Raw genomic sequence first — 14,842 nt, forward strand, 5'->3', positions numbered from 1 at the left:
CTTCTCTGCCAAGCGGCCCTCCGCCCGAGAGCAATCCCAGGAGCGACTAGAATGGTTTCGGCCCGGAATTGCGTTAAACAATGAGATAGAGCGATCCTCGTGGAAAGATACCGCTCTGGAATTCAACCATCAGGACCGGTGCGCGATCGGCTGAGACGGACCGGCAAGAGTTTGTAGGATGGCGTCTTCGACTTCGGGTCGTGATGCGCCAGCGGGAACAGCGGGTTCGTCTCAGGATAATAGGCCGCGCAGCAACCCTTCGGGATGTCATAGGCGACGACCTTCAAGTTCGTCACGACGCGAGCGGTCGCCGCGTCGATTGCTGTCGTCAGGTCGACGTTCTCGCCCTCGGCGAGCCCCAGACGCGCAATGTCCTTTCGGTTCAGGAACACGACCCGGCGCGTGCCGCTGATGCCGCGGAAACGGTCGCTGTAACCGTAGATCGTGGTGTTGAACTGGTCGTTGGAGCGAAGCGTCGCGAGATGGAGGACATCGGCGCTCCGCTCAGTCCCCAACTCCGGAAAAAGTCTTTCCGGCGTGATGAAATTCGCCTTGCCGCTTTGTGTCACCCATTTGCGCTCGCGCGCCGGCAACGGCCTGGCGAAGCCCCCCGGTTTGAAAAGCCGCTTGTTGAAGTCCTTGAAGGTTTCCGGGTAGGTGCGCTCGATGGCGTCCCGTATTTCGGCATAGTTGCCGACCCAGGCGTCCCATGGAACCTTGGTGTCACCGAGCGTGGCCTTGGCGATGCCGGCGACGATGGCCGGTTCCGAAAGGAGTTCCGTGCTCGCGGGTTGAGCTTGGCCGCGCGACCCATGGAAATGGGCGATGGAGCTTTCCATGGAGACCGCTTGAGGGCCTGTCGCCTGTTCGTCCACTTCGATACGCCCCAGACAGGGGAGCAGGTAGGCGATCTCGCCATGCACGACATGGCTACGGTTCAGCTTCGTCGCGATCTGAACGCTCAGGCGCAGTTTGCGCCATCCCTGTTCCATTGCGTCGGTATCTGGGACCGCTTTCAGGAAATTGCCGCCGAGGCTGATGAAAGCACGGGATTGGCCATTCATGATGGCTTCGCATGTCTCCACCGTCGAGCGGCCGGTCCAGCGCGGCGGTTGGAAGCCATACAGCTCGGCGAGCTTGTCCAATGGGACGAGACCCGGCTTTTCCGTGATCCCGACGGTGCGCTGGCCCTGCACGTTGGAATGCCCGCGCACGGCGCAGATATTTGCCCCGGGCTTGCCGATATTGCCGCGCAGCAAGGCAAGATTGCAGACCATATGGACGTTCTGGACCCCCATCAGATGTTGCGTCAGCCCCATGCCATAGACGGACAGCACTGCATCGGCGTTGGCATAGGTCGCAGCGGCCTGCATCATCTGGTCGCGACTGAGGCCGGAGACACGCTCCAGCTCCTCCCAGCGATGACCACGGCACGCCTCAGCGAACTCTTCAAACCCGGTCGTGTGCTGATTGATGAAATCGTGGTCGAGCACGTGTTTCTTGTCGGCTGCGCGCATTGAGGCCGCGAACGCGACCATTGCCGCATTGCCGGGATCTTTCGGCTTGCCATCCTCCCCCGCAACGATGCTTTTGCCGGAGGCCTTTAGAATGTCGTCGGCCTCGATCAGCGCCTTGCAGACGCCGAACAGCGCCGCGATATCGCCGCCATTGTTGACCTGGTAGTATTCCGACGAAATCTTCGTCTCTTTGCCGGTCAGCATCTGGACGGGCGATTGCGGATTGACGAAGCGCTCCAGGCCACGCTCGTGAAGCAGGTTGAAGGTGACGATCTTTACGCCGCGATTGACTGCATCCTGAAGGTCGTGGAGCAGGCGAGGCGACGACGTTCCGACATTCTGGGCGATGTAGAATATGCAGTCGGTGTTTTCGAAGTCCGACAGGATCGCCGTGCCGACCGAGGCGCCGATGCTTTCGGGAAGAGCCACCGACGAGCTTTCGTGGCACATGTTCGAACTGTCGGGCAGATTGTTGCTGCCATACATGCGAGCGAACAGCTGATACATGTAGCTGGTCTCGAGCGAGGCGCGCCCTGAGGTGTAGAGGTCGACCTGCCGCGGATCGAGCGCACGCAGTTCCCGTCCGATCTCGGCGAATGCTTCGCTCCACGCCACCGGTAGGTACCTGTCCGTGGCTGCATCCCAGCGCATGGGATGGGTCAACCGCCCCTGTTCCTCCAGATCATGGTCCGCCCAGCGTTCCAGTTCGCCCAGAGTGTGCTTCTCGAAAAAATCTGGGCCGGCGCGCCGCGACGTGACTTCCCAAGCCGTCGCCTTCGCGCCGTTCTCACAGAACTCGAGCGGGTGCGTCTTGGCCGGCTTCGCCCAGGCACAGCTGACGCACATATAGCCTTCCGGCTTGTTCTGCAACGCCAGCAGCTTCGGCCCTTTGAGAGGCACGTGTTCCTGGACTGTGATTGCTGTGACAGATTTTGCGGAGCCCCAGCCGCCGGCCGGTCCGCCATACGGTTTGCGTGGCGAGCGACGCGATTCCGAAGTCATTTTCGTCTCTTTCCCTGCCCAAGCGACCTGACGATGTATTGCAACGATCCAACTTGCCGCAGCGACGATTGTTCCTCCGTCATGTGACTTGGCTACGGGTGTTCAGGCTACAGGCCGACTTGCCAAGGCCCGATACGAGGGCCTGCAGGACTTCGGTCCCGTTGACGCACTGTCGCGGCGCGCTAGGTCAAGGCAAAACGCCGGATGCTTGTCTCTGGCGCGGGGAGCTTACCGTGTGGCGCATCCAATGCCTTGCAATCGACGGCAAAGGCCAAGCTGGCCCTCTTGGCCCCATGTGGTTGCTGACGCTTGCGATTTGCACCGCATGTTCGCCTTCCGATCAGATCGACCAGCAATCGCGAACCGCCGCATCGGCGGCCCAGACGGTCGCGATGACGCTCGATGTCTGGGCGGCAGGCGAGGCGCCGTCCCGATATGCGGTCCGCACGTTGCAATCCGTCGGCAAGACGCTTTCCGACGTCCAGTCGCAACTCCGGTCCGTCGGATCAGCCGAACCTGCCGAACAGGCCGCGTTGGCCGCCGCCGTGGGCCGGATGTCTGAAGCGGTCGCGCGGGCCGAAGCGGGGCTGCAAACCGGCAGTCGCTCCGAGGTGCGAAACGCACAGGACGACGCTCAGGCGGCTGCCCGCGCCCTGGCTGCCGCTTACGCCAGATATTTTGCGCCGAAACCATGAAGAAGCTTCTGGAAATATCGCTCGGCGTCGTTACCAGCGTTGGCGGCTTTCTCGAAGTGGGGTCGATGGCGACTGCCGCCCAGGCCGGCGCGACCTTCGGTTTCCACCTGATATGGGCAGTGGTTCTCGGCACGCTCTGCATCATTTTTCTCGTCGAGATGGCCGGGCGGTTTGCCGCTGTGAGCCAGCACACGATTGCCGACGGAATTCGGGAGAGGTTTGGCTTTCAAGTTTTCCTGTGGCCTTTGCTCGCGACTTTGCTGGTCAACTTCCTGGTGATGTCGGCAGAGATCGGCGGCGTTTCGATCGCGCTGGAACTGGCCACCGGCATCGGTTTTCAGTGGTGGGCACTGCCGGCTGCCCTGCTGGCATGGCTGATGCTTTGGAAAGGCACGTTCGGCCTGATCGAGAAAGGCGTCTCGATCCTCGGTCTGGTGACGCTGTGTTTCGTCGTCGGCGCGGTCATGCTGAAGCCGGATTGGAAGGCGGTCGCGGCTGGCGCCGTGCCCTCTTTGCCGGCGCACGACGCGGCAAACTACTGGTTCATGGCGGTCAGCATTCTTGGTGCTTCGATATCGCCATACCTGTTCATGTTCTATTCCTCGGGAGCGATCGAGGACAAATGGGACAAGAGCTATCTTGGGGTCAACAGGGCGATTGCCTGGCTCGGCATGACCTTCGGCGGCACGATCTCGGTCAGCGTGCTGATCGTATCCGCGCTCGTGCTTGCAACGAATGGCATCGTGCAGGTGGATGATTATCATCAGTTGCCATTGATGCTGATACCGATATTCGGCTTTTGGGGCTTTGTGCTGTTCGTCGCTTCGCTCGGCATTGCCTGCTTCGGCGCGGCGGTCGAAGTCGGGCTGCAACAGGCCTATCTGGTGGCGCAAGGTTTCGGCTGGGATTGGGGTGAGGATCTCAAACCGCGTGACGATCCCGGGTTCAGCACCGTCTATACCGTTTCATTGTTTCTGGCCGCCATTCCCATCATGCTGGGACTCGACCCGCTCAAGCTCACCATATTCTCGATGGCGCTAACGGCCGCCAGCCTGCCGCTGACCGTGGTTCCATTCCTCTTTCTGCTCAACGACGAGCGCTATGTCGGCGCGCACCGCAACGGCATCGTCTCAAACGCCGCCGTCATCTTCATCATCACGCTCGCCTTCGTGCTCGCGGTGGTGACGATTCCGCTGCAGATATTCGGAGACGTATGATGAACTTGCTGCGCGATGTCCTCGACAAACAAGTACTCGACCGGAAGGGAGTGAAGATCGGCAAGGTCGACGGGCTGGTTGCCGAGCTGCGGCCCGGAAAGCCGCCCCGGATTGTCGCGGCCGAGCTCGGCTCGATCACCCTTGCGCGTCGCCTCGGCGCACGGCCCGGTCGCTGGGCAGCCCGGCTTGCCGCGTGGCTTGGGGGAGACCGCCATAGCGAGCCGCACCGGATTTCCTGGAAGAAGGTGCGCGATATCGGGCTCGATATCGAGTTCGACATCGACGGGCGCGAGACGTCGATCTTCGACTGGCAGGATTGGCTGCGCGATCATTTCATCGGTCGCATACCGGGGGCGTAGGCATGACCACCACCGTCAACCTCGAACATCTTGCCGGCAGGCGCGTGCTGTCGCTACGCGGCAAAAGCGTAGGCCATATAGAGGAGATACACGCCGAACAGGTGGGCGGCGATCTCGTGGTGACCGAATTTCACGTTGGCATCTATGCCGCGCTGGAGCGGCTTTCTGCTTTCTCTATCGGCTCGGCATTGCTCGATCTTTTCAGGCTGCGGCGGCGCGATGGCTTCTATCGCATCCCTTGGGATATGCTCGATATCTCCGATCCGAAGCGGCCGCGTTTGCTGTGTCCGATGACCGAACTCTCCCAGATGACAGGCGAAGCCGAACCGCATCGGATTCAGGGAAAGCGACGAGGATGACGCGGTTGTCGCCTGGCCGTATGCGAAAGCAGCGCAATGTTGGCATCGGCCGCGAGGCGCATTTGAAGTGACCACATCGCCGGCAACGGGAACATAGGCAGTCCGCGCGCATTGCTAGTGAACGCCATTGCAGGCACGGCTTACGGTCTCGACCATGCGACCCCTGATCACGGACACCTGGAACCTGGTGCGCGAAAGTGCCGTGGGCTTTGTCAACGACAATGCGCTAAGCCACGGCGCTGCGATTGCGTTCTACGCCACGACGTCACTGGCGCCGATACTGCTCATCGTCGTCGCGATCGCCGGCCTTGCTTTCGGTCACGAGGCCGCCCAAGTGGCCTTGTCTGCCCAACTGTCGGGTCTGATGGGGCCGGAAAGCGCAGACCTCCTGCGGAGCGTACTGGCAAGCGCGTCCCGAAAATCGTCCGGGACCTTGGCGGCGCTGATCGGCATCGCCACCTTGCTCGTAACCGCTTCAGGTGTCTTTGGCGAGATGCAGCAGTCGCTGAACACGATATGGAAGGTTGAACCGCAGGGTGTTTCGTTGTCGCGCCTTATGCGTGCAAGGGCGGCAAGTCTGGGCCTGGTCGCTGCACTGGGTTTCATGCTGCTCGTATCGCTCGCGGCCAGCGCGGCGATCGCGGTGTTAGGCGATATCATCAACGCTCACATGCCGTTTGGCGCCCTGATCCTCGCCGCCATCAATCTGGTCTCGTCGTTCGTGCTGATCTCGATGATGTTCGCCGCGATTTACAAAATCCTGCCCGATCGAAACTTGACATGGCGCGATGTCGGCATCGGTGCTGTCGTCACTGCTTTTCTGTTCACTGTCGGAAAATCGTTTATTGGCTGGTATATCGGCTCCAGCGCCATCGCGTCGTCCTACGGAGCCGCCGGCGGTCTCCTCGTCATATTGTTGTGGGTCTACTATTCAGCGGAAATTTTTCTTCTCGGTGCGGAATTCACGCGCGCCTACTCGGTTCGGCACGGCAGCAGATCGGATCTGGGCGCGCTGGCGCACGGGGACGTGCCTGCGACAGGTGAGTTGCCATCGAAAGACGTCGACCCATTTGGTACAGGCAACTCCGCCGGGATCGTGACGCTGGTTGCAGTGGCTTGCGCGACCGCTACGTTGACCAGCCTCGTCCTCGGCTTGCGTCGTCCCTGACATGCGCCGTCCGAGCCGCAGAATTCAATGACGGGTCAGCCGGCGGGTGATTGGTTCGGAGGCCCGGCCGTCCTTGGCAAGATCATCCAAATAATACACGCGGGCGTGGAACATTGGTCGACGCTGGCAGTTCTGGATCGCTTCAGATGCCGCCGCGTGGTGTCTGCGGAAGATCGGTGGAAACACCAGATCGGCCCGCGCCTCTTTCCCTCAGGACGGCGCGGGCTTCCACGACCGCACCTTACCGCGAGATTCCGGCGAAGGATGCTGGAGCGAGCAACAGGAGCCAGCCATGAAACACCAGACACTCGATCAATTGCAGGCGATCGCTGAGGTAAACGCCTCGGTGCCTGCCCCGCGCATGACCAGGACGCAGAGGTTGCAACGTTGGGCCGACCTTCTCGGGGAGAACCCGTCGCGATGCCTCGCCGCGCTTACCGGCACCGAACACATGCGCGCCTCGGTGCGGCAGGAAGCGCGCGCCGCAGGCTCGCCGATCACGGTCGCGTTCGAAGATTCGCTGTTGCGTGCATGCGGCCTGAGCAATGACAGCTACGGCGAAGCCAAGCGCTTCTTCGAACTCTCCGACTGGCAATTGCACGATATCGTGTGCAGCTGTCATGTCGGCTCCACCATGCAGGCAGGGTGGGTTTCTGCGCGGGTCCGCAGGATCTTGACCGGCAACAGGATCGCTGCGTGGCTGCGGCGGCAGTTGTGGGCACATTGAGATGCGTTCCGCCGAAACCGGAAACCGCTGGAACATTGTGCCATGATCGCTGTTAGGGACGCGGCCGGATGCCTTCCCCCCTCCGGTCAGTCCCCAGTGGCTCGCTGCCTCTCCCCCCGGGCAGCGGGCTCCGGAAGCCACCGGGATAGCTTGGGTCGATCGACGTGCATCAGGCCTCACGCAATAGGGGTCAACGGCAATGAGCAGAAGGTCCAAGGATCAAGGAACGCCGGTGCCCCTGCAAGGAACATCGAGCCAGGGTTCCCGGCGCACGCTGGCTACGGTTCTTGCCCTGGCGTTCCACGTCGTTCCGGCCGCCGCCCACCAGGCCCCGGCCGGATGGCAATATGACAGCTCCTGCTGTTCGGGTGTCGACTGCTACCAGGCGCCTGCTTCGGACGTGAAGGAAACCCGGAACGGATATCAGCTGTCGACCGGAGAATTGATCCCCTACAGCGATCACCGCATCAAACGCTCGCACGATGAATATTTTCACGAATGCAAGCCCGGCGGGGACGCCAAGCCCCAGCGCTCGTACTGCCTATATGTTCCAGATCGCGGCATGTAGCCCGTGATGGGCCCATCCAATCTGCCGGTTGAGCATCGGGAAGTGACCATGGCTCGAACTCCGGATGATCTCTATGTCGTGGTCTGAATGACCAGCGTAAGCGTACCGTCTCCATCGACGTTGGCCGCGATGACCTGGGAGGAGTTCAGCCCATTCTGCGTTAGCGCCGCCGTTGCCTGCTGGGACCCGTCGATCGAGTTCTGCAAGGCTCGCAGGTCATCCGCGGTGGTCTGGGCAACGATACGCTCGGCCTGCATCTTGACGTCCGGGGGAAGGTCGTCAATGGAGATGATGGCGACCCGCGTAAACCCGTTGCTGAAATCGAATTGACCCTGATCTGGCGCATCCTGATCCAACGGATCCAAGGGCAGGGACAAGTCGCCCGCTGCCCGCGGCCCCGCAGTCTGAGCATGGCTGGGCGACAGCTGAAACAGAACTGAAATCACAAGTGCCGCGAAAAAGCGCAATGGCGGATTCTCCTTGTTGGACCCGCACCCGTCAGACATCCATCATAGATCTGGCGGGCTCCCGGGCGATATTCTCTTCGATCTGTTCGTGGCCCGGCGTCTGCGGCAGGGCCTTCCGGAAATTCCTGGCATAGTGGGACGGCATCTTGGGCGGCATCATCGGTTCATAGGCATCGACAAGCGCCTCGACTATCACCGGGCCGTCGACGGCGAACGCTTCGTCCAGAACAGCCTCGATCTGGTCGGCCCGATCGATGCGCAACCCCTTTGCGCCCATTGCCTCGGCCGCCTTGGCAAAGTCGATCGGCGCCAGTTCGCAGCCGAATTGCGGGTTGCCGAGAAACATCATCTGCTCCCACGCGATCTGGTTGAGCATATTGTTCTTGAGGACCAGAAGCTTCAGCGGAACGCCGTAACGCACCGCGGTGGAGAATTCGCCGAGCTGCATGGCGAGGCCACCGTCACCGACGATGGCGGCGACCGGTCGGCCAGGGAATGCGATCCCGGCGGCGATTGCGTAGGCTAGCCCGCAGGACATCGACGCCAAAGCGCCCGAGAGGCCAAATGCCTGGCCCTCGCGCAAGTCGACATGGCGTGCCGCCAGTTCGGTATTCTGGCCTGAATCGGTTGCCAGCACCGTATTGCTGGCCAATCTTTCTCCGAATGCGCGGACGACCAATTGTGGTTTTACGGGATGGGCCTGCGCGTCCTCGGACTGCCGCATCATTTCGCGCCACTTGCCCATGTTGTCCTGCGCCCGCAGCAGAAATTCATTGGAAGGCTTCTGCGTCAGCCGCCGGTTGAGCGCGCGCAATGTCTCGGCCGCATCGCCGACGAGCCCCGCCTCTACCGGGAAGCGCAGGCCGATCCGTTGCGCGTCGCAATCAATCTGGACGCCCCGGGCCTGTCCGGGTTTGGGGTAGTACTCGATATATGGAAAAGTCGAACCGACGATCAGCACGGCGTCACAGTTCTCCATCATATCCTGCGATGCCAGTGTTCCCAGAATGCCGATGCCACCGGTCGTGTAGGGATGATCGTCCGGCAGCACCGCCTTGCCGAGCAGGGCCTTGGCCACCGGCGCCTGCAGCAGCTGGGCAGTTCGCTCCAGTTCGCTTGCCGCCCCCAGCGCACCACGGCCGGCCAGGATCGCCACGCGCGGGGCCTCGTTGAGAACGGCTGCTGCCTTGTCCAACTCGACGTCTTGCGCCACCATATGGCCTGTGAACATATTTTGCGGCGTGTGCTCGGGACGATTGCGCTTGGAGCGTTTCGTCGGCTCGCTCTCCTGTTCCTGGGTGTCGCTGGCAATCGAAAGATGAGCAACGCCCTTGCGTGCCAAAGCGGTGCGGCACGCGAGACTGGCGACGTTTTCCATATGGGCGGCGTCGGAGACCTGAACATTGTAGACCGCAACGTCGTTGAACACGCGTGTGAGGTCGACATCCTGTTGGGTGAACGTCTCGATCAGATCGTGAAACTGCATTCCCGTGATTGCCAGGACTGGCGCCTGGTCAAGCTTCGCGTCGTAGAGCCCGGTCAAGAGATGTGTGCCGCCGGGGCCCGATGTGGCCAGGCAGACGCCCAGCTTTCCGGTCCATTTTGCATAGGCGCATGCCATGAACGCAGCCGATTCCTCATGCCTGACCTGGATGAACTTTATTTTTCCGCGCCTTGTGCGAAGCGCTTCCATGATGCCGTTTATGCCATCTCCCGGAAGGCCGAACACCACCTCCACATTCCATGCGATCAGTGTCTCGATGAGTATCTCTGCTGCGTTGGACATGCCGAATTGTCTCTCCGGTGGATGGCGACCGAACCGGCGAACGGCGAGTTGGTTCCTTGATACCGGAAATCAATGGAGTCAGGTCCGGTCTGTAGGTCAGGATCGGATGGAATCCGCCTAGGCGCGCTCCATTCACATGCCTGCGAGAGTAGAACCGCAATTTGCACTCCGCCGACCCGGAGCCTCGGCCCATTTCGCCGGTTCGATGTTGTGCCCCGGCTGGCCGGTCACGGCACCTAACTCCCCGTACCCAGCCTTGTTCCAAAAGCGCTGCTGGCGACGCCATGTCGTCCGACGCTTCGGCCCGGACATTATTCGCCGGAGCTTAAGGCGTGGCGGAACGAACCAAACAGCCGCGCATTAAGCTTAGGCTGCATTCACACTCGTACTGTTTGGGAGTTGGATCGTTGTCATCCGGACGCTATGCGTTGGTCAACAAGCCGAACGAAGAGAATTCCATCGTCGATCTTATACCCGCCCTCCGGGCTTTCGCGCGAACCTTCTGCCGTGTCCCCGATGACGCCGACGACCTTTTGCAGGAGACACTGACTAAGGGGCTTGCCAATACCGACAAATTCGAACCCGGAACACGCATGAAGTCGTGGCTCTTCACCATCATGCGCAACACGTATTACACCCGAATAAAAGCCGCCGTCCGGGAGGCGCCCGGTCTCCTCGATTGCGCGTCCTTACGCCCGATTTCGGAAGCCACGCAGGAATGGTCCGTCCAGAGCAGGGAGGTTCACCGTGCCATTCAGCAGCTGCCCGAACATCAGCGTGAGATCCTGATGCTGATCGGAGTGCTGGGGTTTAGTTATGAGGAAGCCGCCGATATATGCGGCTGCGCGATCGGGACGGTCAAAAGCCGGCTCAATCGGGCGCGCGCCGGCGTGCTGGAATCACTCGGCGAAAGGTCACTCAAGACACTGGTGGAACGGCGAGCACATTTGTCGGACGGACAGCTTGATCTCGGCACCGACCATCATCCCTGATGGGATTATCCAGCGATTGTCCAAGGGCCGAGTTCCCCGTGGATCAGTTTGTCAATTCCCGCCGCCGCTTTTCGACAAGCGCGTTCTGCAATTCGACGGCAAGTCGGATCAACCGATCGGGTACCTTCTCCTGTTCGATCGCGGTCAGGAGTGAAGCGATTTTCAAATCCACCAAGATACCAGTGGGAGGGGTGGTCTGGCTCGAGCGGGGCATCGTCGCCTCTGAGGAATGTCGATCTCTTCGCGTCCAGTGTGACGGCACGCGTCCCGCTTTGCAAGGAGGTCCGGCATGCGCGAACGACCTACATCCGCGGCTACGATTGATGGTGGCAACTAGGCCGATCTCTTCTTGGAGGCGGTAGCTTTGCCCTTCCGCGACCCGCTGCCCTCCTGCGCTAGGCTCTTGCGCAATATCTCGGCAAGGTTGACGACGTTCTCCTTTGGCCGGGGAGCGGATTTTGGCGGCGCTTCGCCTTTGCGCTTGGCTTCGATCATCGCGATCAGCGCATCTTCGTAAGTGTCTTCAAATTTCGAGGGATCGAACCTGGTCACTTTCTTTTCGATAAGCAGGCTGGCGATTTCGGTAAGGTCGGAATCGTATTCGACTTTCTTGATCTCCTTGAAAACGCTTTGCTCGGAGATTACTTCGCTGTCGCTGCGCAACTCGGTCAGAAGCATGCCTTTGCCGAAGGGCTGGATCAGGACTTCACGACCGCGCTGATAGAGGACCACACAAGAGCGGGCAGCGACCCTTTTCTTTTCCATGGCCTTGCGGATCACTTCAAAGGCCTCGGCCGCCGCGCCGTCCGCAGGGATCAGGTAATAGGGCTTTTCAAGGTAGCGTGTGTCGATATCGCCCAACTCGACAAATTCGCCGACCTCCAATGTATGGGCTGAGGTAAGCTTCAGCTTCTTGATCTCGTCAGGCTCGATGCGGACGTAGTCGTCAGTGTCGATTTCGAAACCCTTCACTTGATCCTCGGCATCAACGGCCTCCCCGGTTGCTTCATCGACATAGGCACTTTTGACCGGCAGCCCGTCCTTGCGATTGAGTATCTTGAAATGGATCCTGGAGGCCTCGCTGGTGGCGCCAATTATCTTCACGCCACAGGTGACGGATCCGACCTTCAAAAAACCTTTCCAAGCGGCTCGTGGCGCAACCATGCGGGACCTCTCAATCGCTGATGGCCACCAACGGATGCCGGTCGCAATTGTTCCTGGAACACCGCCGTCGGGATGGTGTTAGGCACCCTCGACGCCACGGGGAAGGCAGAACGTGGCGGCACCGAAATCGACAGGAGACCTCCTATGTCCGAAGCGCAGACGACAATCGACATGACGACATCCGCAAATAGGCAGAGGAGCGGAAAGGTAGGCCAGCCGGGTGCGCGGCCGGCGAGAAGGTGGCGTTCTAAGCATCGATTTCGGCGAACCGGAAGAATCATTCGTAGCTATCGAATGGGAAGAGTTCTTTCGTATCTTCGAGGACATGATCTGGCGTTTCTTCATCGGGCCAAGACCGGCGCCGGTAAGACCAGCCGCTTCAAAAAATTCGTCAAGCGTGACCGTATTAGAGCGACAGCCTCGGTCCGCGGCGCACGGATAGATCGGTAGCGCGTCGCGGCATTGCAGCCTCAGTTCAGAAGGCCGGCACCGCCGGAACTGACTACATTGTGCATGACGCGGTTCAGCCAATCCTCGGTGGAGAGCCCGGCCTGCCTTTGGTCGATATCGCGGAGCGCCAATTCGAGCGTCCTCTCGACCAGTCGATCGGAAGCGTTGACGTCTGCGAGTAGCAAACGCGCCGCCAGCCTCAGCTTGGGCAGAAGCGCGAACACGTCGTCGGGAGAGGTCGGCTTGTCGTCGTCGCGCGAGAACGGCGGGAACAAGGCATTGGAGACTTCCTTGCTGGTGGAGGATTTCCAAAGATTGCTGGCACAACGCAGATGCTCAGGAATGGTGATATCGCCTACGCCGCTGAAGAACACGAAGGGCACGCCCCGCCGGAGCAATTGGTCTGCGATAGGGGATACCCGGCGGCCGTTGATGTCGATATCCAGGATCGCCGCCTCGGCCGTCTGCGTATGTATCGCGGCCTGTTCGAGCGTGGCCGCCGGGCCCAGAATCACCGCGCCCATATTGCTGAAATAGCGTGCAAGGTCGTCGGCCAGCAACCATTCATCCTCGACGATAAGAAGCCGCACGCCTCGCAGATTGCGCACCCCACTATCCTTTCTTTGATCAAGAACGGACGTTGCCTGTTTGGCAAGACCGTTCATCCTGCGCGGCCTGCAGGCGCCTGGTCGACACCGAGCCCAAACCTGTCGCCGTAACCGGCTTTCTTTCGGTCAAACGCTTGGTCACTGAACACCGTCCGTCCTCGGCACAACGGATTTGGTCCCAGCTTGTTCCGTCGCCCGGCGCCGCGGCCGAGGCAGAGGGTTTCAGGTCGTCGCCGTTAGGCGGCGTTGCCCGGGATGGCTTCCAAGGTATCGGTATCCTCGGGGCCGGAAGTGTCAGTCAATCGGTTCATCCGTCGGTCGCGGCGTGGCGCCGGCCTGACGCTTTCGGCCGATGTTGCGATTGGCAGCGGGATTGTCGTGTGGTGTTGACTATAGGGTAGGGGCCGACGGTCTTGGGGCCACCGGCGGGCTCCGGCGTCGGTATCGGTTTCGTCCCCTCCGCGATGGAAAGCCGCTGGCACTTGGCGACCGGATGGCGGGTTTTGCGGCATCAGGTCATTCTTGGGTGGAAAGGCTGGTTCAGTCTCAGCCATGAGGCCGCATTACCACCTTGATGCAGCCATCCTGCTTGTCGCGGAAGGTCTTGTAGAGGTCGGGACCGGCGTCGAGATCCGCCCTGTGGGTGATGACGAAGGAGGGATCGATCTCGCCCTCCTGAACCTTGGCCAGGAGCGGTTCCAGGTAGCGCTGCGTATGTGTCTGACCCATCCGGAAGGTGAGCCCCTTGTTCATGGCGGCGCCAAACGGGATATGGTCGAGAAGTCCGACATAGACGCCGGGAACGGAGACCGTACCGCCCTTGCGGCAGCAGTAGATCGCCTCGCGCAGCACATGCGGTCTGTCGGTGCCGAGATAGACGGCTGCCTTCACTTTGTCGACCATGGCGTCGAAGCTGGCGCCCGGATCGGATTCGGTACCGACGCAATCGATGCAGCGGTCCGGGCCACGACCGCCGGTCATCGCCATCAGGGCGTCATAGATGTCGGAATTGCTGAAATCGAGCGTCTCGGCCCTGCCGTGGTCGCGGGCCATGGCGAGCCGCTCGGGAACCTTGTCGATGGCGATGACACGACCGGCGCCGAGCATCCATGCGCTTTGGATGGCGAATTGGCCGACTGGACCGCAGCCCCAGATCGCCACCGTGTCGCCCGGCTCGATGCCGGCATTCTCAGCCGCCATATAGCCGGTCGGAAAGATGTCGGACAAGAACAGCACTTGCTCGTCATCCAACCCGTCGGGCACTTTGATGGGGCCGACATCGGCGAACGGAACGCGCAGATACTCGGCTTGGCCACCCCAGTAGCCGCCGACCAGATGCGAGTATCCGAACAGGCCGGCCGGCGACTGTCCCATCACCTTGGCCGCCTCCTTGGCATTGGGATTGGAGTTGTCGCACAGCGAGAACAGCCCGCTTTTGCAAAACCAGCACTCGCCGCAGGAAATGTTGAAAGGCACCACGATGCGGTCGCCTTTCCTGAACTTCGAATGGCCCTTGCCGACTTCGACCACTTCACCCATGGTTTCATGGCCGAGCACGTCGCCCGACTTCATGGTCGGCATATAGCCGTTCATGAGATGCAGGTCCGATCCGCATATGGCGCAACACGTCACCTTGATGATAACGTCGCGGTCGTCCTCGATTGCCGGGTCGGCTACCTGTTCGCAGCGTATATCGCCTTTGCCGTGCCATGTGAGGGCTTTCATCATGTTGCTCCCTGGGCTGGAAGGGCCGATGCGATCGC

The 14,842-nt window shown here is 60.9% G+C and carries 14 protein-coding genes and 1 pseudogene; 9 read left to right on the forward strand and 6 right to left on the reverse strand.

What is annotated here, in order from left to right:
* Window positions 1–122: 122 nt before the first annotated feature.
* Window positions 123–2,519 carry an FdhF/YdeP family oxidoreductase gene (locus EN824_RS12215; RefSeq protein WP_135932324.1) on the reverse strand — a complete coding sequence of 799 codons (2,397 nt, stop codon included), beginning with the start codon at window positions 2,517–2,519 and terminating at the stop codon, window positions 123–125.
* A 233-nt stretch (window positions 2,520–2,752) separates the two neighbouring features.
* Between EN824_RS12215 and EN824_RS12220 the strand changes: the two genes are divergently transcribed.
* The 7 genes from EN824_RS12220 to EN824_RS35215 all read left to right on the forward strand — a co-directional run bounded on the left by EN824_RS12220 (window position 2,753) and on the right by EN824_RS35215 (window position 7,612).
* A complete protein-coding gene (locus tag EN824_RS12220) occupies window positions 2,753–3,214 on the forward strand; it encodes a hypothetical protein (RefSeq protein ID WP_245512034.1) in 462 nt (153 codons plus the stop codon).
* A complete protein-coding gene (locus EN824_RS12225; protein WP_135915522.1) occupies window positions 3,211–4,431 on the forward strand; it encodes a divalent metal cation transporter in 1,221 nt (406 codons plus the stop codon). Before EN824_RS12220 ends, EN824_RS12225 begins: the two co-directional genes overlap by 4 nt.
* Entirely contained in the window at window positions 4,431–4,790 is a 360-nt protein-coding gene (locus EN824_RS12230) for a hypothetical protein (protein WP_127869439.1), read from the forward strand. Before EN824_RS12225 ends, EN824_RS12230 begins: the two co-directional genes overlap by 1 nt.
* 2 nt (window positions 4,791–4,792) lie before the next feature.
* Window positions 4,793–5,149, forward strand: a complete 357-nt coding sequence (locus tag EN824_RS12235) for a hypothetical protein (protein WP_127869438.1) — start codon at window positions 4,793–4,795, stop codon at window positions 5,147–5,149.
* 154 nt (window positions 5,150–5,303) lie between these two features.
* On the forward strand, window positions 5,304–6,317 hold the full coding sequence (locus tag EN824_RS12240; RefSeq protein WP_127280191.1) for a YihY/virulence factor BrkB family protein: 1,014 nt from the start codon (window positions 5,304–5,306) through the stop codon (window positions 6,315–6,317).
* Between the two features lie 292 nt (window positions 6,318–6,609).
* Entirely contained in the window at window positions 6,610–7,044 is a 435-nt protein-coding gene (locus tag EN824_RS12245; RefSeq protein ID WP_127280192.1) for a hypothetical protein, read from the forward strand.
* Between the two features lie 199 nt (window positions 7,045–7,243).
* Complete coding sequence (locus EN824_RS35215) at window positions 7,244–7,612, forward strand: hypothetical protein (protein ID WP_127869437.1); 369 nt, start codon at window positions 7,244–7,246, stop codon at window positions 7,610–7,612.
* Window positions 7,613–7,683: 71 nt separating this feature from the next.
* On the opposite strand, the gene EN824_RS12255 is transcribed toward EN824_RS35215, so the two are convergent.
* Window positions 7,684–8,079, reverse strand: coding sequence for a hypothetical protein (locus EN824_RS12255; protein ID WP_127280194.1), 396 nt, complete (start codon window positions 8,077–8,079; stop codon window positions 7,684–7,686).
* 31 nt (window positions 8,080–8,110) lie between these two features.
* Complete coding sequence (locus EN824_RS12260; protein ID WP_127869436.1) at window positions 8,111–9,865, reverse strand: thiamine pyrophosphate-dependent enzyme; 1,755 nt, start codon at window positions 9,863–9,865, stop codon at window positions 8,111–8,113.
* 407 nt (window positions 9,866–10,272) lie between these two features.
* Here EN824_RS12260 and EN824_RS12265 point away from each other — a divergent pair, with 407 nt between their 5' ends.
* Entirely contained in the window at window positions 10,273–10,857 is a 585-nt protein-coding gene (locus EN824_RS12265) for a sigma-70 family RNA polymerase sigma factor (protein WP_335930831.1), read from the forward strand.
* Between the two features lie 333 nt (window positions 10,858–11,190).
* Here EN824_RS12265 and EN824_RS12270 read toward each other — a convergent pair whose 3' ends face one another.
* Complete coding sequence (locus tag EN824_RS12270) at window positions 11,191–12,021, reverse strand: Ku protein (protein ID WP_127280005.1); 831 nt, start codon at window positions 12,019–12,021, stop codon at window positions 11,191–11,193.
* Between the two features lie 179 nt (window positions 12,022–12,200).
* Here EN824_RS12270 and EN824_RS35920 point away from each other — a divergent pair.
* Window positions 12,201–12,471, forward strand: a pseudogene (locus EN824_RS35920) (hypothetical protein).
* A 20-nt stretch (window positions 12,472–12,491) separates the two neighbouring features.
* Here EN824_RS35920 and EN824_RS12280 read toward each other — a convergent pair.
* Both EN824_RS12280 and EN824_RS12285 read right to left on the reverse strand, forming a co-directional pair.
* A complete protein-coding gene (locus EN824_RS12280) occupies window positions 12,492–13,136 on the reverse strand; it encodes a response regulator (protein ID WP_127869435.1) in 645 nt (214 codons plus the stop codon).
* 489 nt (window positions 13,137–13,625) lie between these two features.
* A complete protein-coding gene (locus EN824_RS12285) occupies window positions 13,626–14,804 on the reverse strand; it encodes a zinc-dependent alcohol dehydrogenase (RefSeq protein ID WP_127280007.1) in 1,179 nt (392 codons plus the stop codon).
* Window positions 14,805–14,842: the final 38 nt, after the last annotated feature.

Origin of the sequence: Mesorhizobium sp. M8A.F.Ca.ET.181.01.1.1 (genome assembly GCF_004792025.1) — a bacterium.
Lineage (GTDB): Bacteria > Pseudomonadota > Alphaproteobacteria > Rhizobiales > Rhizobiaceae > Mesorhizobium.